At 67.7% G+C, this 23,875-nt stretch carries 16 protein-coding genes; 4 read left to right on the top strand and 12 right to left on the bottom strand.

What is annotated here, in order from left to right:
- Positions 1-75: 75 nt before the first annotated feature.
- Positions 76-3,072: a bifunctional [glutamine synthetase] adenylyltransferase/[glutamine synthetase]-adenylyl-L-tyrosine phosphorylase gene (locus tag JWN03_RS24260; RefSeq protein ID WP_297619350.1), complete on the top strand. Its 2,997-nt coding sequence runs from the start codon at positions 76-78 to the stop codon at positions 3,070-3,072.
- A 321-nt stretch (positions 3,073-3,393) separates the two neighbouring features.
- Here JWN03_RS24260 and JWN03_RS24255 read toward each other — a convergent pair whose 3' ends face one another.
- The 11 genes from JWN03_RS24255 to JWN03_RS24205 all read right to left on the bottom strand — a co-directional run bounded on the left by JWN03_RS24255 (position 3,394) and on the right by JWN03_RS24205 (position 17,598).
- Entirely contained in the window at positions 3,394-4,767 is a 1,374-nt protein-coding gene (locus tag JWN03_RS24255) for a hypothetical protein (protein ID WP_297619348.1), read from the bottom strand.
- Positions 4,768-4,917: 150 nt separating this feature from the next.
- Complete coding sequence (locus JWN03_RS24250; RefSeq protein WP_297619346.1) at positions 4,918-5,763, bottom strand: class I SAM-dependent methyltransferase; 846 nt, start codon at positions 5,761-5,763, stop codon at positions 4,918-4,920.
- A gap of 37 nt (positions 5,764-5,800) precedes the next feature.
- Entirely contained in the window at positions 5,801-6,637 is an 837-nt protein-coding gene (locus JWN03_RS24245) for an alpha/beta hydrolase (RefSeq protein ID WP_297619344.1), read from the bottom strand.
- Between the two features lie 174 nt (positions 6,638-6,811).
- Positions 6,812-8,386 (bottom strand): M20/M25/M40 family metallo-hydrolase, encoded by a 1,575-nt coding sequence (locus tag JWN03_RS24240; protein ID WP_297619341.1) that lies wholly within the window; start codon positions 8,384-8,386, stop codon positions 6,812-6,814.
- Between the two features lie 7 nt (positions 8,387-8,393).
- On the bottom strand, positions 8,394-10,040 hold the full coding sequence (locus JWN03_RS24235) for a CocE/NonD family hydrolase (RefSeq protein ID WP_297619339.1): 1,647 nt from the start codon (positions 10,038-10,040) through the stop codon (positions 8,394-8,396).
- A 92-nt stretch (positions 10,041-10,132) separates the two neighbouring features.
- Entirely contained in the window at positions 10,133-11,047 is a 915-nt protein-coding gene (locus JWN03_RS24230; protein ID WP_297619336.1) for an oxygenase MpaB family protein, read from the bottom strand.
- A gap of 186 nt (positions 11,048-11,233) precedes the next feature.
- Complete coding sequence (locus JWN03_RS24225) at positions 11,234-12,670, bottom strand: dihydrolipoamide acetyltransferase family protein (RefSeq protein WP_297619333.1); 1,437 nt, start codon at positions 12,668-12,670, stop codon at positions 11,234-11,236.
- A 15-nt stretch (positions 12,671-12,685) separates the two neighbouring features.
- A complete protein-coding gene (locus tag JWN03_RS24220) occupies positions 12,686-13,669 on the bottom strand; it encodes an alpha-ketoacid dehydrogenase subunit beta (RefSeq protein ID WP_297619444.1) in 984 nt (327 codons plus the stop codon).
- Positions 13,670-13,688: 19 nt separating this feature from the next.
- Entirely contained in the window at positions 13,689-14,774 is a 1,086-nt protein-coding gene (pdhA, locus tag JWN03_RS24215; protein WP_297619330.1) for a pyruvate dehydrogenase (acetyl-transferring) E1 component subunit alpha, read from the bottom strand.
- The gene (lpdA, locus tag JWN03_RS24210; RefSeq protein WP_297619327.1) at positions 14,771-16,240 is read right to left on the bottom strand and encodes a dihydrolipoyl dehydrogenase; all 1,470 of its coding nucleotides are present in this window, start codon (positions 16,238-16,240) and stop codon (positions 14,771-14,773) included. Before lpdA ends, pdhA begins: the two co-directional genes overlap by 4 nt.
- 164 nt (positions 16,241-16,404) lie before the next feature.
- The gene (locus JWN03_RS24205) at positions 16,405-17,598 is read right to left on the bottom strand and encodes a PucR family transcriptional regulator (protein ID WP_297619324.1); all 1,194 of its coding nucleotides are present in this window, start codon (positions 17,596-17,598) and stop codon (positions 16,405-16,407) included.
- 795 nt (positions 17,599-18,393) lie between these two features.
- Here JWN03_RS24205 and JWN03_RS24200 point away from each other — a divergent pair.
- The 3 genes from JWN03_RS24200 (at position 18,394) to JWN03_RS24190 (ending at position 20,751) form a co-directional block, all read left to right on the top strand.
- The gene (locus tag JWN03_RS24200) at positions 18,394-18,867 is read left to right on the top strand and encodes a TY-Chap domain-containing protein (RefSeq protein WP_297619322.1); all 474 of its coding nucleotides are present in this window, start codon (positions 18,394-18,396) and stop codon (positions 18,865-18,867) included.
- 145 nt (positions 18,868-19,012) lie between these two features.
- Positions 19,013-19,963 (top strand): ATP-binding cassette domain-containing protein, encoded by a 951-nt coding sequence (locus tag JWN03_RS24195; protein WP_297619319.1) that lies wholly within the window; start codon positions 19,013-19,015, stop codon positions 19,961-19,963.
- Positions 19,960-20,751 carry an ABC transporter permease gene (locus tag JWN03_RS24190; protein WP_297619316.1) on the top strand — a complete coding sequence of 264 codons (792 nt, stop codon included), beginning with the start codon at positions 19,960-19,962 and terminating at the stop codon, positions 20,749-20,751. The genes JWN03_RS24195 and JWN03_RS24190 overlap by 4 nt, the downstream gene beginning before the upstream one ends.
- On the opposite strand, the gene JWN03_RS24185 is transcribed toward JWN03_RS24190, so the two are convergent.
- Complete coding sequence (locus tag JWN03_RS24185) at positions 20,748-23,873, bottom strand: ATP-binding protein (RefSeq protein ID WP_297619313.1); 3,126 nt, start codon at positions 23,871-23,873, stop codon at positions 20,748-20,750. The genes JWN03_RS24190 and JWN03_RS24185 overlap by 4 nt on opposite strands.
- Positions 23,874-23,875: the final 2 nt, after the last annotated feature.

Genomic DNA, 23,875 nt, shown 5'->3' with positions numbered 1-23,875 from the left:
GAGCGGAGGGAGGGAAGAACCGGGACCAGGGGCCGCGACCCCGCCCGGAGCGCAGCGTAGGGCAAAATACTCAGTATGGTCCGGCCACCGACTGCCCGTTCCGCTGTCCCAGGTGTCGGACGGCTCGGTTTGCTCGAGCCGTCGGCCGCCGACTCGCTTCGAGAGTTGGCGTGGGACAACGTCGAGAGTGTTCCACTGCTGTGGGCGCTGTCGCGCTCACCCGACGCCGATCTGGCGCTGCTGACGCTCACGCGTTTGCGGGAGCAGCTCGGAAGCGATTGGGGCGAGCTGGATTCCGCATTGCGGGCGGAGACCGCGCTGCGCGGCAGGCTGTTCGCACTGATCGGATCGTCCAGTGCGTTCGGCGATCACCTGGTGGCAGATCCGGTCGCCTGGCGACTGCTGCGCCGGCCCGAGCTGCCCTCGCGCGAAGAGGTGCTCAGTTCCCTCCTCGACGCCGTGCAGGCGCAACCGGAGACAGGGCCCGATAACGGGCCCATGCTGTTTCGTGCCGCTATCGCGGGTCCGGAGGCAGTCGCGTTGCTGCGCAAGCGGTATCGCGATGAACTCATGCTGCTGGCCGCCATCGATCTGGCTGCCACCGTCGAGAACGAACCGGTACTGCCGTACCAGCAGGTGGGGTGGCATCTCACCGATCTCGCCGATGCCGCACTGACCGCCGCGCTCTCGGTGGCGGTGGCGCGGGTGTGCGTCGACCGCGAGGTGCCGGTGCGGCTGGCCGTCATCGCCATGGGCAAATGCGGTGCGCGGGAACTGAATTACGTCTCCGACGTGGATGTCATCTTCGTCGCCGAACCCGCCGACACCACTGCCACGCGCCTGGCCGCCGAAACGATGAGTGTGGGCGGGGCCGCCTTCTTCGAGGTTGATGCCGGACTGCGCCCCGAGGGCAAGGCGGGGGCGCTGGTGCGCACCCTCGAATCGCATATTGCCTATTACAAGCGCTGGGCGCGCACCTGGGAATTCCAGGCGCTGCTCAAAATGCGGCCCGCCACAGGCGATCTGGAATTGGGGCGGCAGTATCAGGCCGCGCTCATGCCGATGGTGTGGGCGGCGTCCGAGCGCACCGATTTCGTCGCCGATGTGCAGGCCATGCGCCGTCGTGTCGAAGATCTGGTGCCCGCCGATATGCGGGAGCGGGAACTCAAACTCGGGCACGGCAGCCTGCGCGACGTCGAATTCGCGGTGCAACTGCTGCAATTGGTACACGGTAAGGCAGATGAGGCGCTGCATACGCAGGGCACCGTCGAATCGCTGGGGGCGCTGGCGGCGCGCGGTTATATCGGCCGTGACGATGCCGCCAACCTGACCGCCTCCTACGAATTCCTGCGCCTGCTCGAACACCGTCTGCAGCTGCAGCGGCTCAAGCGCACGCACACCCTGCCCGCCCCCGATGACGAGGAGGGCATGCGCTGGCTGGCGCGGGCCGCGCATATGCGCCCCGACGGCCGGCAGGATGCGGTCGGTGTGCTCAGTAGCGAGATCCGGCGCAATGCGGTGCGGGTGCGGCGGTTGCACGCCAAGCTCTTCTACCGTCCGCTGCTGGAATCGGTGGCGCGCCTGGATGCCGACTCGTTGCGGCTGAGTCCGGAAGCAGCCGTGCGGCAGTTGGCGGCGCTGGGTTATGCCGCGCCGGAGAATGCGCTGGGGCATCTGAAGGCGCTTACCGGTGAGGTCGGGCGCAAGGGCCGGATTCAGGCGCTGCTGCTGCCGACTCTGCTCGAATGGCTCGGCGAGACACCGAATCCCGATGCCGGGCTGCTCGCCTACCGGCGGGTGTCCGAGGGCCTGGACAATGAGATCTGGTTCCTGCGTGAGCTCCGTGATGAAGGGGCCATCGCACAGCGTTTGATGATCGTGCTCGGCTCCTCGGCGTACCTGCCGGACCTGCTCATCAATGCTCCCGAAACCATTCGCATGTACGCCGACGGACCGAACGGCCCGCTGCTGCTGGCCCCCGATGTCGGTGACGTCGCGCGCGGAATCCTTTCGGGCGCAAGTCGTTACGACGATCCTCGGCGTGCGGTGGCTACCGCGCGCTCGCTGCGCAGGCACGAACTGGCCCGCGTCGCCTCCGCGGATGTGCTCGGCATGCTGGATGTGCAGCAGGTGTGCAAGGCGCTGTCCTCGGTCTGGATCGCGACCCTGGAAGCCGCACTGCAGGCGGTGATTCGGGCCAGCGGACCGCAGCCCGCCGACTTCGCGGTCATCGGCATGGGCCGGCTGGGCGGTAAGGAACTGGGCTACGGCTCCGACGCCGATGTGCTGTTCGTCTGCGACCCGCGGCCCGGCGTGGACGAGACCGTCGCCGTCAAATGGGCCATCGGCGTCGCCGAGCAGGTGCAGCGGTTGCTGGGCGCACCCAGCACCGATCCGCCGCTCCAGGTTGATGCCGGACTGCGGCCGGAGGGCCGTAATGGCGCGCTCGTGCGCACCCTGGCCGCCTATTCCGCCTACTACCAGCAGTGGGCGCAGTCATGGGAGATCCAGGCCCTGCTGCGGGCCCGCCAGGTGGCCGGTGATCCGGAGTTGGGTGTGCGCTTCCTGCACACCGTCGACCCGGTGCGCTACCCGATCGGCGGCATGTCTCCCGAAGGCGTCCGCGAAATCCGCCGCATCAAGGCGCGCGTAGACGCCGAACGCCTGCCGCGCGGCGCGAACCCCGCCACCCACACCAAACTCGGCCGCGGCGGCCTCGCCGACATCGAGTGGACCGTGCAACTCCTGCAACTCCAGCACGCCCACGAGGTACCCGCACTCCACAACACCTCCACCCTCGAATCCCTGGATGTCATCGAAGCCGCCGAACTCATCGAAGCCGCCGACGTGGCACTCCTCCGCGACGCCTGGCTCACCGCCACCAAAGCCCGAAACGCCCTGGTCCTCGTCCGCGGCAAACCCGCCGACCAACTCCCCGGCCCAGGCCTCCTACTATCGGCGGTAGCCCGCGTAGCCGGCTGGCCCAATGACGACGGCAGCGAATTCCTCGACCACTACATGCGCGTCACCCGCCGCGCGAAAACGGTGGTGGAGCGAGTATTCGGCGGCTAGCACGCCTGATATGAAGCAGCTCTCGGCGGGCTCTCAATGTCAGGGCAGGGTGTCGGTCTGGATGCGGGGATGGGTGGGCCACTAGCCGGGCCGAGCCGGTCCGCGGTGCGGAGTGCCCTTCGCGTTCAGCGGAGTGGTCGGCGAGGAGATGCGTTCTGTGGGAAGGTGATCGGCCGCGCATGCGTAAAAGCAGCTTCGGCAGACAGGTTCTGTTGGTGTGTTCGGCCGGGGCAGTTCGCGGTGCGGGTGGCGGGGAACGCGGTAGCGGTCGCAGCGGGGCGCGTCGGAGGCGGATGAACCTCAGGGGAGTTCGATCCCTCCTCATATGGTGGCGTCCGGGGTGATGAGATCTGTTCGGGCTGCGGGGATCTCGGCTCCGAGGACGGCGGGCACGGTTGGGGGTGGAGTGCCGAGGAGTTCCTGCTCGCGGTTTCGGATCAGCCATTCGGGGGTGCGGTGGGTGCTGTCGGCATCCGAGGCGCTGCGGCCTGCGGGTGGGAACATGCCGGACATTCCGGGTGTCGGCGGTCCTGCTGGTCGCGTGAGCGCGCTGGAAAGTGTTGGTGTGGAGGGTGTTCCGGGGGTGAGTGGAGCCGGGTAGCTGATGCCGGGTCCGCCTGAGGCGGGGGAGCCGGTGGGGTAGCCCAGCGTCTTTGGTCCGTTCGGAACGATGTTTGTGAGTGGGGACAGGGGGCGTTCGCTGTCATCGACGTTCGCGGGTTTGGTGAACACGCCGGTATCGCGGATTGGGGAATCCTGCTTCGACGAAATCGGCTGGGCTTCCTGAACTGACTGTGCTCCAGTGTTATTCGAATCGTCCGTGCGGATATCTCCCCGCTGTTCGGTCTGCTGGTGTGGGCCGCTGGAGGCCACTGAGTCGCCGGAGGCCACTGAGTCGCCGGAGTTCGCGGCGCGGTCTCGGCTTCGCGCGCCGTCGCCGGCCGTCCCGCTACGGCCAACGGGATTCTGGCCGATCCGTGCCGGGGCATTTCCGACGCGCGTGGAATCCTGCCGCAGTGAACTCACGCTCGCGACTGGGCCGGCATCGGCGACAGCGGCTGTTCCGCTCGACCCGAAGGCTGGGACACCCGATCCCGCAGGCGGATACGTTGGTACGTAATTGGCGTCGAGCGCCGCGAGAGCGAGTTGATACTGCTCCGCGCGGGCCGCCTCGAACTGGTGCGCGTCACCGGGTGCGGCAGCGCCGGTCACCAGTGCGGCGTAGGTCGAGATCGGGTCGGACCCGGTGGACTGCAAGGGAACCGGCGGTGGGGGAACGGTTCTGCGCACGGCCTCGGCGCCGTACGCGGCCGCCAGAATCCGATGCCCGGTGCTGTACGCGATCTCGGTCACGTCCAGTGCCCATTGCACGAATTCCCTTGCCGCCGTGTCGGCAGCCGCCGCCGTATGCCCCCGCATCCCGTCGGCCAGCGCACCCTGCACCGTGGTGTACAGCCCGTTCACCGCTCCCGACAGGCTGTCGGCGATCTCCACCCACACCTCGGCGTGCGTATGCATGGCTCCCGGATCCATCGCCTGCACGCATTCATAGATCTCCGCATGGGAGAGCCCGGCGAAATGCTCCAATCGCTGGATGTAGTCAGGATCGACCCCGCCCTGCGAAATCCGCCGCCCTTCGCATTGCGCCCCCTGCTGGGCTTGTCGCGCACTGCGGCGCAGCATATTCGGGTCCACCGGAGTCCTCCCCTCGCCGTGGTCACTCACCGAATTGGACGCGCGAGGCAGGCGCCCGGTTCCCCGGTGTGAGTGATGGTTACCGGGGAGGTGTGCCTACGCGGAGGCGGTTGCCGTCGGGGTCGCGCAGGATGGGGATGAGCTCTTCGTTCATCGGGGTTCCTTACGGGCTTGCAAGGTGTAGGAGAGCGGCACGCGTTCGGGATGCTGGGTGAGCCGCCATTCGCCACCCTCATCGCGGAACATGCGGCCGGGCAGCGCATCCCAGGGCACGCTGTCGTGTTCGACCAGTTCGGTGAGGGTCAGGCCGGCTGTCAGCAGCGCACCGACGATCTGGCCCAGCCCGTGATTCCAGACGTGTGTGACACTGCTGGTGAGTTCGCCGGTCGTCTCGACATAGGTGCCCGTCTCGGCGAACACCATGGGCTCGGGGGTTTCGAAATAGGGATATCCGATGGTCAGCCCGTCGGGCCGGGACTCGTCGATCGACCAGAGCACCGGGTGGCCCTCGCGCAGGAACAGCCGCCCGCCGGGCCGCAGCAGCGCGGCGACGATATCGGCCCAGCGCCGGATATCGGGCAGCCAGCACAGCGCACCGACACCGGTGAAGACCAGATCGAATTGCTCCGTGCCCAGCACCTGCTCGGCATCGTAGACATCGGCTTCGACGTATTCGATTACGGTGCTGTTGGTCTCGGCCAGCGCGCGGGCCTCGGCCAGTGAGGCGGGAGAGAAGTCGAGGCCTGTCATATCCGCGCCGAGTCGAGCCAGCGACAGCGTGTCGGTGCCGATATGGCATTGCAGGTGCACACCGCGCAGTCCGCGAATGTCACCGAGGCGTGGCAGATCGAAGCGGACGACATCGCTGAGGAAGCTGGTATCGGTGCGGAAACGGTTCAGGCCGTATTCCGAGGAGGCGGCGTGCAACGGCGCACGCTCATCCCAATTGGCACGGTTGAGTTTGCGATAGTCGGTCACGTCAACCGACTGTGCCACGGGTTGCCCCGTGACCGTCAGCTATTTTTCCGCGTGGCTACGCCGGAATGTGCGCGTCGAGCCAGTTCACCAGGTCGGTGAGGACCTTGTCCTGCTCGGGTTCGTTGTAGATCTCGTGGAACAGACCGGGGTAGCGGATGACGGTCTTGTCCTTCGACGCCGCATCGCGTTCGAGCAGGTCGGCGCCGGTGGGGGAGGCCAGACCATCGGCGGCGCCGTGCTGGACGAGCAGCGGGACGGTCAGCCGGTCGAGGTGCGACAGCACGAAGGTGCCGGCGCGCAGCATCTCACCGCCGGTGCGGGCCGGGACGCCGCCGTGATGGACCAGCGGATCGGTGTCGTACGCCCGCACCACCTCGGGATCGCGGCTTACCAGCTTCGAATCCAGTTTCAGGACAGGAAGATTCGGGAGGAAGCGGGATACCACCGGGGCGAGGGTCCGCTGCACGATATTTCCGGCCTCGATCACGATCGCGGGACCCGACAACACGATGCCGGTCACCTCCAGCGGTGCGCGGGTGGCCAGATAGGCGGTGGTGAGCCCGCCCATGCTGTGCCCGATCACGAAACGCGGCAGACCGGCATGTTCCGCGGAGGCGAGGGTGAGCAGTGTCTGCACATTGTCGGCAGCCCCGTCGAGCGATTCGATATTCGCGTTCCCGCCGTCGGATCGGCCGTGCCCGATGTGGTCGAGTGCGTACGCCGCGATCCCGGCATCGTTCAACCGCTTCGCCACATGCGCATAGCGCCCCGAATGCTCGGCATACCCGTGCACGATCACGGCCACGGCGCGCGGGTCACCGTCCGGCAGCCACGCCTGCCAGAACACACGCCCGCCATTGCCCTGGAATTCGCCGGTCTCGTTTCGGGTCATCGTCGCTCCCTCTCGATGGGATAGGTGTCGGCACGCTGCCGGGGGCATCCGCACACGTCCCGCGCGGTGCTCCGCCCGAATTGTCGCGTACCGGCCGAGTTATTCTCGCGCACCACCACCGCTCCCGTCGCCGCTCCCGCCGATTCGAGCGCGATGCTCGCCGGACTCCGTAGGTCAGGGCTGGGCGAGGCGGTCGATGAGGCGGCGGTTGAAGGTGATGAGGCGGGCGTAGTTGGCGCGGGAGATGCGCTCGTCGGTGCCGTGAATGCGTGCCAGGTCTTCAGCGGTGAGGATGATGGGGGCGAAATTGCAGCGGGTGGCGGCGAGATCGTCGTAGTAGCGCGCGTCCGTGGCGCCGGGGACGATGCCGACGGTGACCGCGACACCCGGAACTACCTCGCGCGCCAGGTCGGCGACGAGCTCGAAGGCGGGGCCGGCGGCGGGATCCGGGGAGGGTTCGGAGGCGGTGCCGGACAGCTCGATGGCGACGTGCTTGTCGCGGACCACGCGACGGCAGTGCGTCAGCACATCGGCGACCGAATCACCGGGCAGGATACGGAAATTCACGTACGCCTCGGCACGCTGCGGCAGCACATTGGGTTTGACTCCGCCGCTGATCATCGTCGGTGCGGTGGTGGTGCGCACCAGTGCCTCGGTCGTCGGCCGCGCCGCCAGCACCCGTGCCACCACGGGCCCGGCCACGCCCACCAGCCCGAGCAGGGTGCGCCGTGGCTCCGAGATGACACTCCGCAAACGCGAAAGCATGTCGAGCGTCACCGGCGTCAACCGCAGCGGAAACGGGTGATCCTGAATCCGCGCCACCGCCCGCGCCAACTGCCCGACCGCGGTCTGCCGCCCCGGCATGGACGAATGCCCGCCCACCGCGGTGACCGACAGCCGCACCGTCGCAAACCCCTTCTCGCCCACCATGATCGTGGCCACGGGCTGCGCCACTCCAGCAGCCACACCGGTAGTGATCACGCCACCCTCATCGATCAACAGATCGGCTCGAACCCCCGCGGCCCGCAGCCGAGCCGACATCCGCCCGGCCCCACCCTCCCCGAACACCTCTTCGTCATGCCCGAACGCCAAATACACAGTCCCCCTGGGCTGTACCCCTGCTCCCAGCGCCGCCTCGACCGCCTCTAGGATCGCCATCACCCGACTCTTGTCATCGATAGCCCCACGCCCCCAAATGAATTCGTCATCGACCACCCCCGCGAACGGCGGATGCGTCCACCCCGCCTCATCATCCACCGGCACCACATCCATATGCGCCAGCAGAATTGCGCCCACCCGCTCGATGCCACCCGCGCCGCTGCCGATCGCAGCAGTGTCGGCGGCCGTTGCCGGATTCTCTGCAGATGTCGCCATATCGCCTGGACCAGTGCGGGGCGTTGCCGCACTGCTGCCGGCCGGGGCATTGCCATTCGCGAACGTGCTGGGTGCACTGCCGGTGTCAGCAGCCGTTGCTGGACTGTTCGAGGTAGTGGCAGGCCTGCCGGTTGTCGCGTCGCCGGAGGTCCCGGCCCAGCGGTAGAGGCGGCTGTGGCCGAAGGTCTCGCATTCGAGGTGGGTGTGGACCAGGGGAAAGCAGTGTTCGAGATGGGTGGTGAGGCGGTCGAATTCGGCAGGGTCGATTTCGGTGTGGTCCTCGCGGGAGATGGTGGCGCAGCGGAGGGCGGCGGCGAGGCGTTCGGCGGCGGCGGCGTCCACGGTGGGTGTGGTGCGCGAGGCGGTGCGGGTCATCGGTCACCTAACCTGTCCGGGGCGGGAAGTCGACGGTCACAGTCGCATTGTTCAGCAGATCGGCGGGCAGCGAGACGGACTTCTCGTTATGCCACTTCGGGATGCCGTCGGAGACGCCGCCGGGCTGGTCGGGGCTGCGAATGGCGGTGAGCATCGGCAGTTGCACTCGGGCGGAGTTCACTGTGACCTTCGCGAAAGCCGGCGGGTGCGCCCAAATGTCGTCGACCACATCGGTAATGCGGAACCCGATGCGATGCCCGGCGCTGAGCGGCCAATCCTGGGCCAGCAGGCGCAACTGTGTATCAGCGGTCGCCGGTGCGATACCGCGGGTGATGACGGTGGCCAGCCCGTCCGGCGCAATGTCGTACATCTCCAGCGCAACCGTGGTCTGCGGCGGCGCATCGAGCGTCAGGGCTGCCGTGGTAATCCCCGAGAGATGCTGATCCTGCGCCAAAGGCTGGCTGACAGACCAGATTTCGCGATCCGCCCCGGGAACCAGGCCCCGGTCGGTGTAGATCCCGGTGCGCAGATCCACGGGCACCGGCCGGCCGTCGGCAGGCGGCCACGCTGTCTCCGAACGCCACTTCGCGTCGAACTGGCCGACGGTGATTCGTGGCCCGGGCACCGGCGCAGCCTTCCCCGCCACCAGATGATCGAAGAATCCGAGCAGCTCGGAGGTGAATTGTGGGGTGCCGCACTGTGTTTCACACGTCCGATGCCCCCACTGCCCGAACCACGCCTTGTGCTCACCCGGCCCGAGCCCGTTCCACAGCTGGAAGACGCGATCCGCCTTCGTGTTGTAGTCGATGAACCCCTGCCCGAGAAACAGCGGAATGGTGTTCCCGCGCAGCTTCGCCACCAGATCGCGATCCTGCCAGAAGGCCGAGGCGTCATCGTGATTCGTGATCTGGTCGACGTAGTTCGCGTAACACGCCGGGTCGATGCTCACCGCATTCGCCTGGTACTCGGGCGAATCCTCCGGGCGTCCCGGGGTGGAGGCGATGAGCAGATGCTCGAACCCCGCGAGATCCGAGGGCCGCACACCACTTTCGGTGACCGGCTTACCGGAGAACTTCCACGCGATCCCCTGCATGTACAGATACGCGTTCGGATCGACCACCGGCTCGAATGCCGCCACCGCGGCCAGCCCCGCCGGCTTCTCCGCCAAACCCATCAATCCGGTCCACGCCTCGTACGAGGTGCCCACCAGCCCGACCTTGCCGGTGGACCAGGACTGCCCCGCCGCCCACTCGACGGCGGTCTTCACATCGGACCGTTCGCCCGGCCCGCCGAAGTCCGGGCACCCGTTCGACCCGCCGAACCCGCGCAAATCCACGATCACATACGTGTATCCCGCACCGAGGAACATCCCGACATCGAGGTCGACGGTGGACGGCCCGCCATTGAGCCGCGGCTCACTGAGATAGGCGAGATGCGCCCGATACGGACTGACCGTCATGATCACCGGCGTCTTCGCATCGTCCGCCATGCCCACCGGCCGCAAAATATCCGCGTGCAGCCGCGTCCCGTCCGGCGCGGTGATGTACTCCTGCCGCCACTGGTACGGCGCATCCGCTCCGGCCCGAGCCGGTAAAGCCACAACCCCCACCACCAGCAGCACGCCGACCAGGGCCCGCCACAACACCATCCGCATGATCACCATAGTGACCTTGGTGGGTTACCCCGCCGCAGACCAGCCCCAGGAAACGGGGTGTAACAGCGGGGATCGGCCCGGGTATCGCCGTTTTACATGGGGCGCAGGTCGATGATCTTGCGCAGCCGAGCGCGGTCGCGCTCCAGCCGGCGCGCCTCGTAGGCGATGGGGAAGTAGCGAATGCGCTCCGGCAGCGCGGGGACCGTGCGGCCGATGACCCAGCCGAGGGCGCGCAGCGTGCGCTCATCGCTCTCGGTCCAGGTGAGGCCGAGCTTGTCGCGAATGATCTCGGGGGTGGTGCCGACGGTGAAGAAGTACTGCAGTCGCCCGATCGGTGTGGTCGCGGCACGCCAGACCGGTCGCAGCGGCGCCGGAACCTGCTTGGGCGGGGCGATCTTTCGAATGACCTTCAGATAGTCCTCGGCGACAGTGGTTGCCACGAGATGGTTTTCGACCTGGTGTTGGAACCACGGCTCCCATTCGGCGTAGGTCGCGGGAATCTCCTTGGGCGCCACCGAGAAATTGCGCATGAGCTGCACCACCTCCTGGTAGTACGACTCCTTGTCGGCCTCGGTGAGCTTCTCGCTGGAGAAGTACCGATTGCCTTCGGTGAACGCGTGGATCGCGGTGTGCAGCACCCACGCCCACGGCCCGGAGGACAGCGCCTGATGTTTTACGCCGTGCGCATCGGTGGTGTTGAGACCGGCGTGCATAACGCGCAGCCGGTCGGCCTCGGCGAGGGCTTCGTCGCCGCCGTAGATCCACATCATGACCGAGGCGATACTGCGGAACGCGCGGCCGAGCGGATCGGTGCGGAAGGTGGAGTGCTCGTCCACGACCGCGGCAATGCTCGGTTCCATGGTCTGCAGCAGGAAGGCCGAGCCGGCGGTCAGGGAGAAGGTGATGAGACCGGTGTCCTGCCAGACGCGGGTGTCCGGGTCGAAGGGGCGGCGTTCGGGGCGGGCTGCTCTGGACGCATGATCGATCGGCGCGACGGCGGCGGTCATGGTGATCTCCTTTGATCACGATCCTGTCCGAGGGCCACACCCCGACAGGATGAGAGAGTTATGGTCGAATCGTCTCATCTTATCGGTCGAGTGGCAAGCGCCACATACGCGAAAAGCCGGATGACGGGACCGGCCGGGTAGGTTTTTCGGCCCCGTCATCCGGGTCTGGGCGTGATGCGGCGGGCGCTACATCACGATGCGCAGGGGATGCTCGATGAGCTCCTTCAATTGCTGCAGGAAGCGTGCCGCGACCGCCCCGTCGATGGCGCGGTGATCGGCAGAGAGCGTGACGCGCAATATCTTCCGGGCCACCACCTGCTCGCCATCCAGGCGCAGCTCGTCCTGCACTCCGCCGACCGCGAGGATCGCCGACTCCGGCGGGTTGATGACCGCGGTGAACTGCTCGATGCCGAACATGCCCAGATTGGAGATGGTGAAGGTGCCGCCCGACATCTCCTCCGCACGAAGCTTGCGGTCGCGGGCGCGTCCGGCCTTGTCGCGGCTCTCGGCCGCGATCTGGGCGACGCCCTTGTGGTCGGCATCCCGGATCACCGGGACGAGCAGGCCGGTCGGGGTGGCGACCGCGATGCCCACGTGAATCCCGTGGTGCCGCAGCAATTTGTCGCCCGCGAAGCTGACATTCACCGACGGATCGCGGCGCAGCGTGGCGGCCACCGCCTTCACCAGCAGATCGTTCACGCTGACCTTGCCCGCGCCGGCCTCGGCGAGGGTCTCGTTGACCTGGGCGCGGAAGATGAGCAGTTCGGTCACATCGATCGCACTGGTGAGATAGATGTGCGGTGCCTGCTGCTTGCTCTCGGTGAGCCGCTGCGCCGAGACGCGCTGGATATTCGTCAGCGGCACCTCCTCGTAGTCGCGCGAGGCCGGAGCGATGGCCACCGCACCGGAAGCGGCCGGAGACGCCGAGCCGGAAGCAGCCGGGCTTGCCGACGTGGCAGCCGAAGTCGCCGAGGTGGAAGCGGGCGGGCTCGCCGAGGTGGCGGCCGGAGACGTCGAGTCGGCGAGTTCGGCTGTGCGGGATGCGGATTCGACATCCAAACGGGTGACGCGGCCGCCGGGGCCGGTGCCGGCCACGGTCGCGATATCGACACCGAGCTCGGCGGCGATCTTGCGAGCCAGCGGCGAAGATTTCTTCCGCCCACCGGACCCGGCGACGGTCGAAGCGCCGCCCGCGTCATCGATTCCGGCTGCCGACTCGGAATCGCCCGGCGTGCCTGCGATTCCGGCCGCCGACGCCGAATTTCCGGGCGCACCGCCAGATCCCGTGGCGGCGGCTGATCCCGCCGCCGTGGGCTGTGCGGCCGGGGCTGCGGATTCGGTTGCCGGGCTTGCTGGCTGCGAGGTCGCGGCCGCGGCGGACGCACCGCTGCCATCGCCGTAGATGGCGATGGGCTCGCCGATCGGCACCCGTGAACCCACCTCGGCAATGATGCGTTCGAGCACCCCGTCCTCGTAGGCCTCGAGCTCCATGAGCGCTTTGTCGGTCTCGATTTCGGCGACCACCTCACCGCGGGTGATGGTGTCGCCCACCTGCTTGAGCCAGGCGGAGACGACCCCGTCCTCCATGGTGTCGGAGAGCCGGGGCATGGTGATGTCAGGCATGTGTTCCTCCGGTTCTCAGCGTCGCTTGCCCACGGCGGCAAGGGTTTCCAGGGCAGCGGTGTACAGCGAATCGGCCGACGGCAGTGCCAGCTTCTCCAGCGGCTTGGCGTAGGGGAGCGGCACCTCGGCCATGGCCACGCGGCGGACCGGTGCGTCCAGGTAGTCGAAGGCGCCGTCGGAGATGGAGGCGGCCACCTCCGCCCCGATGCCGTAGGTGAGCCAGTCGTCCTCGCCGATCACGACGCAGCCGGTCTTGCGCGCCGAGGCGACAATGGTGTCGCGGTCCAGCGGCCGCAGGCTGCGCAGGTCGACGACCTCCGCCGAAATCCCGTCCGCGGCAAGCCGTTCGGCGACCTGGGTGCAGATGGTCGCCATGCGGGAATATCCGATGAGGGTGATGTCGGAACCCTCGCGGGTGACCGCCGCCTTGCCGATCTCGACGGGCGGAAGGTCCTCGGGCACTTCGCCCTTGGTGTTGTAGAGCGACAGGTTCTCCAGGAACAGCACCGGGTCGTCGTCCTCGATGGCGGCCTTGAGCAGGGCGCGGGCGTCGGCCGGTGTGCTCGGTGCGACCACCTTCAGCCCGGGCACGAACGCGTAGTACAGCTCGATATTCTGCGAATGCGTCGCGCCCAGCTGCTGCCCGCCGCCACCCGGGGTGCGGATGACCATGGGCACATTGGTCTGCCCGCCGAACATGCCGTAGATCTTGGCGGCGTGATTGACGATCTGATCCAGCGCCAGCAGTGAGAAGTTGATCGTCATGAGCTCGACGACCGGGCGCAGTCCGAGCATGGCGGCACCGATGGCGGCGCCGACGAAACCCTCTTCGGCAATCGGGGTGTCGCGCACCCGCTTTTCGCCGAATTCGGCGAGCAGCCCGGCGGTGATCTTGTAGGAGCCTTCGAAGACGCCGATCTCCTCCCCGATGAGGAAGACATCGTCGTCGCGCAGCATCTCCTCGCGGAGGGTTTCGCGCAGCGCTTCCCGGTAGGTCATGACAGCCACAGCGATGTCCTTAGCTGGTGAAGAGCGGGTCGGCGGGCAGGCGGCGGGAGTCGCCGGCCACCGGGGTGGCGTAGTTGTAGTCGAACAGGCTCGACGGATCCGGATGCGGGCTGGAGTCGGCGAATTCGACTGCGGCGGCGACCCCTTCGGCGACCTCGCGCTCCAGGGCGGCGGCCGAGTCCTCGGTCAGCACGCCGGCCTCCAGCAATCTGGTGTGCCACAACATGATCGGGTCGTGCTCGCGTACAGCCGACACCGTGTCCTGGCTGCGATACTTCGCCGGATCGACCACCGAGTGGCCCTTGAGCCGGTAGCTGACCGCCTCCAGCAGCGCCGGTTTCCCTTCGCGCCGTGCGGTTTCGATGAGCTCGCTCGCCATATCGCGGACGGCAAGCACATCGGTGCCGTCCACCCGCTCGCCGCGCATACGGTAGGCGGCGGCCCGCTTCCACAGATCCGGCTCGGCCGAGGATTTCTCCACCGTGGTGCCCATGCCGGTCTGGTTGTTGATCACCAGGAACACCACCGGCAGGTTCCACAGGGCAGCGATATTCAGCGACTCGTGGAACGCGCCGATATTCGTGGTGCCCTCACCCATCTGGCACACCACCACGTCGTCGCCGCCGCGGTAGTCGATGGCCAGCGCCGCGCCGACGGCGAGCGGAACCTGGCCGCCCACAATGGCGTAGCCGCCCAGCAGCCGGGTGGCGGTGTCGTACATGTGCATGGAGCCGCCCCAGCCCCGGGAGGTTCCGGTGGAGCGCCCGTACAGCTCGGCCATGACCCGGCCGGGCTCGATGCCCTTGGCCAGGGCGTAGCCGTGCTCGCGGTAGTTGGTGAACAGGTAGTCGGTGGGCCGCATGGCCGCACCGAGGCCGACGACGGTGGCCTCCTCACCGAGATTCAGGTGGCAGTAACCGCCGATCTTGGCCTGCTGGTACGCCTGCGCGGTGCGCTCCTCGAAGCGGCGCACGAACAGCATGTCGCGATAGAGGCTGCGCAGGGTCTCGGAATCTTCACCGCCGAACGGCATGTCGGCGGCGACTGCGCGCGCGGGCTTGCGGCTGCTCTTGCGCGGGGCCGTTGATGTGGTCACGATGCTGCTCCTGGGCGCTTCCGGGGCGGCGCGATGTGTACCGGCAGGCCGAGCCCGGCCAGCGCCGTCTCCATGCCGATCTCGCCGAGGGTGGGGTGGGCGTGAATGGTCTCGGCGAGCTCATCGAGGGTCGCCTCCAGCGAAATCGCCAGTGCGCCTTCGGTGATCAGATCGCTGGCCGACGGGCCGATGATGTGCACGCCGAGCACCTCCCGATGCCGTTGCCCGGCAACGATCTTCACGAAGCCCTCGGTCTCGCCGAAGGTCTTGGCCCGGCCCAGCGCCGCGAACGGGAACTTGGCGGTGAGTACCTGGTGGCCGGCGGCGCGGGCGGCATCCTCGGTGAGGCCGACGCTCGCGATCTCCGGATGGGTGAAGGTCGCGGCGGGGATGACGGTGTAGTCGATGTGCGCGTCGTGACCGGCGATCACATCGGCGGCGGTCAGGCCCTGATGCGAGGCGACATGTGCGAGCAGCGCTTTGCCGGTGACATCGCCGATGGCGTAGACGTGCTCGACGCCGGTGCGCAGCTGCTCGTCGACCGGGATGAAACCCCGTGCATCCGTGGTGATTCCGGCGATATCCAGGCCGAGTTCCGCGGTATTGGGGCGGCGGCCCACGCCGACCAGCACCACATCGGCGTCGAGTTCCCGCGCCTGGGGCCCGCCGACGGTGACCCGCAGGGCGCCGGTGGCCTGGGCGACGGCAGTGACCGTCGAGCCGGTCAGTACTGTAATGCCGCGCTTGCCGAACGACCGGCCCAGCGCGACGCCGATCTCCTTGTCCTCCAAGGGGACCAGGCGATCCTGCATCTCGACCACGGTCACTTCGCTGCCGAAGGTGGCGAACAGGCTCGCCCACTCCGCGCCGACCGCGCTGCCGCCGATGATCGCGAGACGCTTCGGTACCTCGGTCAGCCCGAATGCGCCGTCGGAGGTGATCACACCGGGCAGCTCCGCGCCCGGGATGGGCAGCAGCGCGGGCACCGAACCGGTCGCGATGATCACATCCGTCGCGCTGACCTGCCGGATCGCGGTGGTCGGAGCGGCGGCATAGCGGGGGCCGCCCTCGAAGATGGGCGATGGGCCCACCTCGTGCACCTCGACCGTGGTCGGCGCGGTGAAGCGCGCATGGCCCTCGATCACGGTCACGCCATTGGCCTTCAGCAGGCCGGCGACGCCGTCGGTGAGTTCTTTGACAATCCCGTCCTTGCGCTGCCGTACGGCCGCGAAATCGAAGCGCACATTATCGGCGTGCACGCCGAAATCGGCTGCCGCCCTGACGGTGTGGTAAACCTCGGCGGACCGCAGCATGGCCTTGGTAGGAATGCAGCCCCAGTTCAGGCAGACGCCGCCCGGGCGCTCCTTCTCCACCAGGCCCACTCGCAGGCCGCGCTGGGCGGCGCGGATCGCGGCGACATAGCCGCCGGGGCCGCCGCCGACCACCAGAAGATCGAATTCCGGCACTCGTGGTGCTCCTCGTCTCGCTGACTCTTCGGCCCGGTGTCGGGTGTGATCCGGGTCATCCTGTTGAGTCTCGCGGTCGTGAATTGCACAAGCAATTCACTCGCAGCCCAGATATCGGAGCGTGAGATTGGGCGCTGAGCACAATTAGTACCGGCGGGTAGGGGTCAGTCTCGGGACGGCTGTCCGAGTTCGAGTGCGGCCAATGCCAGCGAAAGTTCCAGGTGAGAGCGTTGGCCCTCCAGGGAGCGGCCGAGCAGCGTGGTGATGCGCTGCAAGCGGTTGATCACGGTATTGCGATGGCAGTGCAGGCGCGGCGCGGCATTGGCGGCCGACGAGTTCTCCTCCAGCCAGACGGTCAGCGTGCGCAGCAGGATGTCACGCTCCTTGACCGGAAGCTCGAGCACCGGGCCGAGCGTGCGGGTCACCAGTAACTCGGTCAGATCGGGGGAACGCAGCAGTAGCGCCTCCGGATAGCGCTCGTCGAGTGCGACCACCGGATTCGCGGCGTCACCCGTCTCCAGCGCGAGCACCGCCAGCCCGTGCGCCGTATCGATTCCGGACAGTCCGGGCGCCGCCGGTGAGACACCTGCCCGCCACCGCAGCAATGGTCGAAGTTGTTGCAGCACAGCGTCGCTGCCCCGCTGCTCCAGTGATACCAGGCCCACCGTCGAGTCCACCCGGTCGTGCCACACCGATCGGATTCCCGCCGCCGCCAAGGCCGTCTCGGCGCCGGTCTGTAGCGGCCTCCCCTCGCCGCGCGCGACGACCACGAGATACGCGCCGTGCGCCGGCAGATTCAAGTCGCGGGCGGCCCTCGCGGCGAAGGTCGCGTCCCGGGCGCGCCCGGCCAGCAGGTCCTCGATCAGCGCGTGCCGCCGGCGTTCGTCGCCGCGCACCCGCTCGAGTTCGGTATTGCGATAGGAGGTCACCAGCGCCGACGACATCCCGTCCACCACCGCCCACATGACCGAACCGACCCTCCGGATCTCAGCCGGTCCGATGTCATCCGCCTTGTCCAGCAATGCCTCCCACACAATCTGCCCGCCCAGCCGGAACGTGCGGAGCATGGCCTCCAGTGGCACTCCCTGCTCCGCACGATGCCGCCCGATGGCGGCCGCCACATCGTCGCCCTCGGGATCGGCCGGCTGCCCGCCCAGCAGATCCAGAATCCGCGTCAGATAGCGGCGGCACCCGTCCCGCAGATCCGCCCGCGGCACGGCCGTGTAATCCGTCCACTCTGGATTGTCCGTGAATATGGCCGACATCAACCGCCTGGTCAGCGCCGGCACCTCGGCCCGACACGCGGCCGCCAGTTGCTGGGTACCGGGCGCGGGAGCCGGATGCCTGGGTGCTGCCATACCCGCCAACCTACGTCGCGCCTGTCGCATTCGAGCCGTCGGTGCGGTGGAATTGCTCGACTGAAAAGGATTCGTAAATCTGGGCGCGCGAATCTTGCGCGCCCATCGAATCTTCGGGTGTGCTGTAGACATGGCTCTCACCGGCGCACCCCGTGTTGCGCGGAGCCGCGTCTCCGATACTTCCGGAGGACGCGGCCGGGGGCAGTTACGCCCGGAAATGGTGCCCTCGGTACTGGAACGCGACGGATTCGGCTGCGACGACGAACCTCCTCAGCCCGGTACACCGCACCCGCGCTGCTGAACGGCGGCTGCTACCACGGTCGCGACACGATGAAACCGGCTGCGCTGGTGGGGAATTCATGTTCGCCGGACCGGCTGGCAAAGCTCACCGGGCAGCCGCTCGCTGAGCGCTGATATTCACAAGAGATTTACGGCCACCTGGGCTTTTCATTGGAAGAATGGCTGTTTGAGGGCAATGGATTCAGGAACAGGAGTGCAATGAGCGCAGTGTCATCGGTTCTTCCTATCGCGCCGTCGGTGTCGGTGTTCGATACGTTGCGAGTGCAACTTCGAGAATTCGTTGCACGCCATAGTTTCACGGCAGATGAACGCACTGCCCGTTTCTGTGCGCGCACTCCGCTCGCGGTGCTCGGCGCCGTGGACCAGCGGCGATAGCTGGTCATCGAGGGGAGCCGCGGCCGCACGCAGTCGACTCGGTCGCGGTTCCCGCCGATACACAAGTGCGCCAGAATTATTCGGTGACCCGGAAGATTCGACGGCGTATGATCGGCCTCGATGGGCACCCGGGGGCAAGAACAAGATGAGGCATTGGTAACTTCCGACTGGGACGCGTTTGTGCAGGCACTGGCGCGATGTCTGCAGGAATTACCTTCTCGCGCCACCCTCGTCATTACGGCTGCCGGAAACCGATACGTTCAGTTCCAGCAGTTCGACATCAAACTCTCCGCCGAGCTCACCGGCAATTACTATCTGGCCGAACCGATTCCGGAAGCCGCAGCCCAGCGACTACGCGAGCTCGGCTGGTCCGCCCCCGTGGTCCGGCACGAGATCGAGAACTGGCGCCGCTCCCTGCTCTGGCCCATCCCGCCCAGCCGCCTGATGGAACTCGCCCGGTCCGCGGCCATCGGCCTGCACGACGCACTCGGCATCGTCTCACCGAACGAACTGCGCGCCACCGGCTGGACCGAGGCCTCCGGCGACCTCGACCTCAGCCCCCTGGGCGCGATAGCCCGCCGCGGACTCGGCTAGCCGCAGCAGCCCGAAACATGCTTGGACCTGTGGGTTTCATGACCGAAACCGGGTGAAACCGCAGTGCAGCCACGCTGAAACCGGCGCAGCGCAATCTTCTTCTCGACAGCGACCACCACGGTCGCAGAGACCCGAGGAGCAAGACATGACGACCGGTCACCGCCCACCGGCCATTACGGCCACCGGGCTGCGCAAGTCTTACGGAGCGCACACCGTGCTCGACGGCATCGACCTGAATGTGCCCGCCGGGACGATCTTTTCGCTGCTCGGCCCGAACGGCGCCGGGAAAACCACCGCGGTGCAGATCCTTTCGACCCTGATCGGCGCCGACGCCGGTGACATCACCGTCGCAGGCCACGATCTCACCCGGGATCCGGAGGCGGTGCGCGCCGCCATCGGCCTCACCGGCCAGTTCGCCGCGGTGGACAACCTCCTCACCGGCGAGGAGAACCTGGCCATGATGGCCGTGCTGCACCACCTCGGCCGCGCCGAGCGTAAACGCCGGGTGGCCCGGCTCATCGAGCAGTTCGACCTGGTGGACGCGGCCCGGAAGCCGGCCTCCACCTACTCCGGCGGCATGCGGCGGCGACTCGATATCGCCATGGGGCTCATCGGCGATCCGCAGGTGCTGTTCCTGGACGAGCCGACCACCGGTCTCGACCCGCGGAGCCGCCGCGCCGTATGGCGGCTGGTCCGGGAACTGGTGGCGGGCGGTACCACCGTCTTCCTCACCACGCAGTACCTCGAGGAGGCCGATCAACTGGCCGACCGAATCGCCCTGCTCGACGGTGGCAAGGTGATCGCCGAGGGCAGTCCGGAGGAGCTCAAACGCCTTGTCCCGGGCGGGCATATCAACCTGCGGTTCGTGGAGCCGCGCGCTCTGGAGGCGGCGGTGCGGTTGCTCGGCGCGGTGGTCCGCGATGAGGACGAGCTGACCCTGCAGGTGCCCAGTGACGGCGGTGTCGACTCACTGCACACACTGCTCGACACCCTCAAGGCCGCAGGCATTCCCACGGCCGAACTCTCCGTCCACACCCCCGATCTCGACGATGTTTTCCTCGCCCTCACCGGCAAGCCGAAGGAGTCCGTGCGATGAGCACCATGAAATACGCTGCCACCGATTCACTGATGATGGTGCGCCGCAGCCTGCTGCACATCGTGCGCTACCCGGCCATGACCGTGCCCCTCATTGTTTCACCCGTCGTCGTTCTGCTGCTGTTCGTCTTCGTCTTCGGCGGCACCCTCGGCGCCGGGCTCGGCGGCCACTCCGGCGGCCGCGCCGCCTACGTCAATTACGTGGTCCCGGGCATCCTGCTGCTCACCGTGGCCGGGGCGGCGACCGCCACCGCCGTCTCGGTGTGCACCGATATGACCCAGGGCATTGTGTCCCGCTTCCGCACCATGGCCATTTTCCGGCCGTCCCTGCTGACCGGGCATGTGGTCGGCAGCATGGTGCAGACCCTGCTGAGTGTGAGCGTGGTGCTCGCCGTCGCCGGCATCATCGGCTTCCGGCCCACCGCCGGCGTGGCCGAATGGCTCGGCGCCGTGGGCATTCTGGTGCTGCTGATCATGGCGATCACCTGGGTGTCCGTGATCATGGGCCTGGTCAGCGACAGCCTCGAGACCGCCAGCAATCTGCCCATGCTGCTCATGCTGCTGCCGTTCTTCGGCAGTGGCTTCGTCCCCACCGATTCCATGCCCGCCTGGATCGGCTGGATCGCCGAGCACCAGCCCTTCACTCCGGTGATGGAGGCGCTGCGCGGGCTGCTGCTGGGCACCCCGATGGGCAATAGCGCCTGGATCGCCATCGCCTGGTGCGTCGGCATCATCGTGGTCAGCTTCCTGGGGGCCAAGAAGCTGCTCGATCGGGAACCGGGTCGCTAGGAAGCCCTGTCCCGCAGCGCATTCAGCGCGGCGGTGCGCAGAGCCGGAATATCCAAGGCAGCGTATGTCGAGACAGCCTCGGCATACGCTGCCTTATCGGCGTTTTCGGCATGGGTGCGAATTCGGTTGCTGGACATGGTCGGATGGAATTGGCGCGGGGGATCGAAACGCTCGGCCAGTGCGATCAGGCGGGCTCCGGCCGCGGAGTGGCCGCGCTCGATATCCGCCATGGCCAAGGCCAGAAGCACTGCGCCGGAGGCGGTCAGCTCGGCCAGGAATCCGCCGGGCTGGGTGGCGGGGTGGTCCAGCAGCGCGGTCACCTGGCGGGGTAGATCCTCGACGAGGTCCGCTACCAGCGCCGACTGCCCGCGCTGGGCGTGGGCGAGCACCGTGGCCGAGCGAGACTCCAACGCCCACACCTGAACTCCGCGCGGATCGGGCCGGTAGAAGGGGTTCTCGGTGCCGGACGTCCACGCGGCCACCTCGCGCCAGCCTTGCAGGCCGTCCTCGACATCACCACGCGCGAGCCGGATTTCGGCGGCCGCCACCAGCCGGTACGGGTTGGCGAAGGGGTCCTTGGACTCGGGCGCGAGGGCCAGCCATTGCTGGGCGCCCTCGATATCGTCGAGTTGCAGCGCCGCCATGGCGAGACCGACCAGCAGATCGCCCCGATCCGGACGGGGGCCGAGGTCCGCGATCTGCCGCAGGGCACGTTCCAATTGCTGACGGGCCTGATCGCCGTGCTCCGCCAGCAGCGCCAGCTTCCCGATGCGGCAACGCGCCTGATACTGCATGAAGGTGTTCGAGGTGGTCTCGAAGGCGGCGAGCGTGCGGGTGGTGGCCGCGAGCGCCTCGACGCGGTCGCCGATCTGCTCGGCACGGAAGCTCGCTAGCAGATGGGCTACCCCGGCGAGTAGTCGACTGTCGCTGTCGCACAAGAGATTGAGGGCAGTGGGATCTGCCGCCATCACGTCGGTGGCCGCGGCAAAGATCGTGGCCACCGCGCGCACGAAGGTATCCGGTGAGGCAGTGGGCAGGCGGTGCAGGACCAGCTGGGAGCGGAGTTCGAAGCCGCCCTGGGTGACGCCGCTCAGGGCGCACACGACCGCCGCGGTGCGGGTCACCTCCACCAGTGCCGGCTCCGGGCGGTAATGCGAAAGCACCCAGGCGCATTCGGCGGCCCGCTCGGCGATACGGGCGTAGTGCGAGCCGACGAACCATGCGGGGCCCAAGGTCGCCCAGGCGGCGGCTACCGTCGCCCCGTCCCGGCGGTCGAGGCCGAACCGCAGGGCTCGGATGAGATTGTCCTGCTCGGCACGGAATTCGCTGGAGCCGCCCAGTTCGATGAAGGCGGAGCCATTGTGCCGGATGCCGAAATCTCGGGCCCATGCCAGGAATTCGCGTACGGCCTGATCGTCGTCGCCCGCAGCGATCCGCTCGGCGGCGCTGAAATCGCGGACCGTCTCCAGCATGCGGAAGCGGGTGCCGGATTCGCCCTCGCCGACCTGGATCAGCGACTGCATCACCAGATGCTCGAGCAAATCGAGGTTCGCATCGAAGTCGCTGCCCAGCAGTCGATTTGCCGCCGCCTCGGTGAACCCGTCCGGAAAGATCGACAGCAGGCGCATGGCAGTCTGTGCCGGCTCGTCGAGCAGCTTCCAACTCCACTCGACTACCGCATACAGCGTCCGGTGCCGTTGCGGCGCATCCCGGGAACCGCTGCGCAGCAGGGTGAACCGATCCACGAGGCGTTGCGAGACCTCGGCTACGGACATCACCCGCACCCGCGCTGCGGCCAATTCGATGGCCAGTGGCAATCCGTCCAGATGAGAACAGAGCGCGGCCACCTCCTCGCTCGGCAGGTCGACCTCCGGGCGGACCGCGCGTGCCCGCTGCTCGAACAGTTCGGCCGCCGTCTCCGCACCCAGTGCCGGAAGCAGATGGACCGACTCGGAGCTCAATCCCAGTGGCGCACGGCTGGTTACCAGTACCCGCAACTCCGCGGTCAGTGACACGAGCGGGCCGACCAGTGCCGCCACCCCGTCGACCACCTGCTCACAATTGTCGAGAATCAAGAGCACCGGCCCGGACCCCAGTGCCTGCGTTATGCCGGAGACGACACCGCCCTGCGCTCCGGCCGGTGCATCACCGGTCCCGAGGGCGCCGGCTACCTCGGCCGCCACTGCCGCATCGTCATCGACCGCGGCGAGCTGTACCAGATGCACCCGCCGTTGTTCGGCGCGCTGGCCGACGGCATGGGCCAGCCGTGTCTTACCCAGTCCACCCGGGCCGACGATCGACACCACGCGCGCGGACCGTAGCCGAGCGGTGACGGCGACGATATCGTTCGCGCGCCCGAGCAGCGGGTTGGGATCGTGCAGAATGCCCTGCCGCACGATGGGTTCGCTCGACAGCAGCAGCTGCCGGTGCACGGCCTGCAGGGCGTTGCCCGGGTCCGTGCCGAGCTCGTCGCGCAGCCGCCGTCGGTAACCGTCGTACCGTGCCAGTGCGGTTGCCGCGCCCGACGTCTCGGCCTCGGCGCGCAGCAGCTCCGCGAGCACGTCCTCGTTGCTGGGTTCGGTCCGTACCAGCGCCGCCAAGGGCTCTACCGCCTCGGCGTATCTGCCGAGCTGGGACAGTGTCACCGCGTGCACCATTCGGAGTGTGCGATGGGCAGGCTGCCGTGCAATCCGCAACTCGGACAGCGGATCTCCTGCCGCAGAGTCCTCGACCCGGCCGTTCCACAGCGCCAATCCAGCATCGGACCGAGTCAGTGCGGCCGCATGATCACCGGCTCGTGCATGCCGCTCCGCTGCGGCCGCATGCACCTCCACCGCCGTCGCATCGATCTGTTCCGCCGCCAGCGTCAGCCGATACCCCATCTGCGTGCTCGCGATGAGTTCACTTCCGAGCTGCGCACGAGCCCGGGAAACGACCACCTGTAGCGCCTTGGCGGGATTCTCCGGTTGCTCCTCGCCCCACAACCCGTCGACCAGACGCGCGACGCTGGCCCCGTTCCGCAAATCTGCCGCAAGCAGTGCCAGCAACCCGCGTGGTCGTGCTCCGGCGACCTCCCGGCCCTGCACCGCAACACCCGACAGCAGGGTCAACTCGATACTCACCC

Source organism: Nocardia sp., assembly GCF_025465275.1.
Lineage (GTDB): Bacteria > Actinomycetota > Actinomycetes > Mycobacteriales > Mycobacteriaceae > Nocardia.
The sequence above is the reverse complement of the archived record's forward strand: the minus strand, read 5'-3'. Positions and strand labels throughout refer to the sequence as shown.

Coding starts and splice junctions, on each gene's coding strand:
- JWN03_RS24260 (WP_297619350.1), top strand. CDS start 76: ATGGTCCGGCCACCGACTGCCCGTTCCGCTGTCCCAGGTGTCGGACGG.
- JWN03_RS24245 (WP_297619344.1), bottom strand. CDS start 6,637: ATGACCCGAAACGAGACCGGCGAATTCCAGGGCAATGGCGGGCGTGTG.
- JWN03_RS24240 (WP_297619341.1), bottom strand. CDS start 8,386: ATGACCCGCACCGCCTCGCGCACCACACCCACCGTGGACGCCGCCGCC.
- JWN03_RS24235 (WP_297619339.1), bottom strand. CDS start 10,040: ATGCGGATGGTGTTGTGGCGGGCCCTGGTCGGCGTGCTGCTGGTGGTG.
- JWN03_RS24230 (WP_297619336.1), bottom strand. CDS start 11,047: ATGACCGCCGCCGTCGCGCCGATCGATCATGCGTCCAGAGCAGCCCGC.
- JWN03_RS24225 (WP_297619333.1), bottom strand. CDS start 12,670: ATGCCTGACATCACCATGCCCCGGCTCTCCGACACCATGGAGGACGGG.
- JWN03_RS24220 (WP_297619444.1), bottom strand. CDS start 13,669: ATGACCTACCGGGAAGCGCTGCGCGAAACCCTCCGCGAGGAGATGCTG.
- JWN03_RS24205 (WP_297619324.1), bottom strand. CDS start 17,598: ATGGCAGCACCCAGGCATCCGGCTCCCGCGCCCGGTACCCAGCAACTG.
- JWN03_RS24200 (WP_297619322.1), top strand. CDS start 18,394: ATGGGCACCCGGGGGCAAGAACAAGATGAGGCATTGGTAACTTCCGAC.
- JWN03_RS24195 (WP_297619319.1), top strand. CDS start 19,013: ATGACGACCGGTCACCGCCCACCGGCCATTACGGCCACCGGGCTGCGC.
- JWN03_RS24190 (WP_297619316.1), top strand. CDS start 19,960: ATGAGCACCATGAAATACGCTGCCACCGATTCACTGATGATGGTGCGC.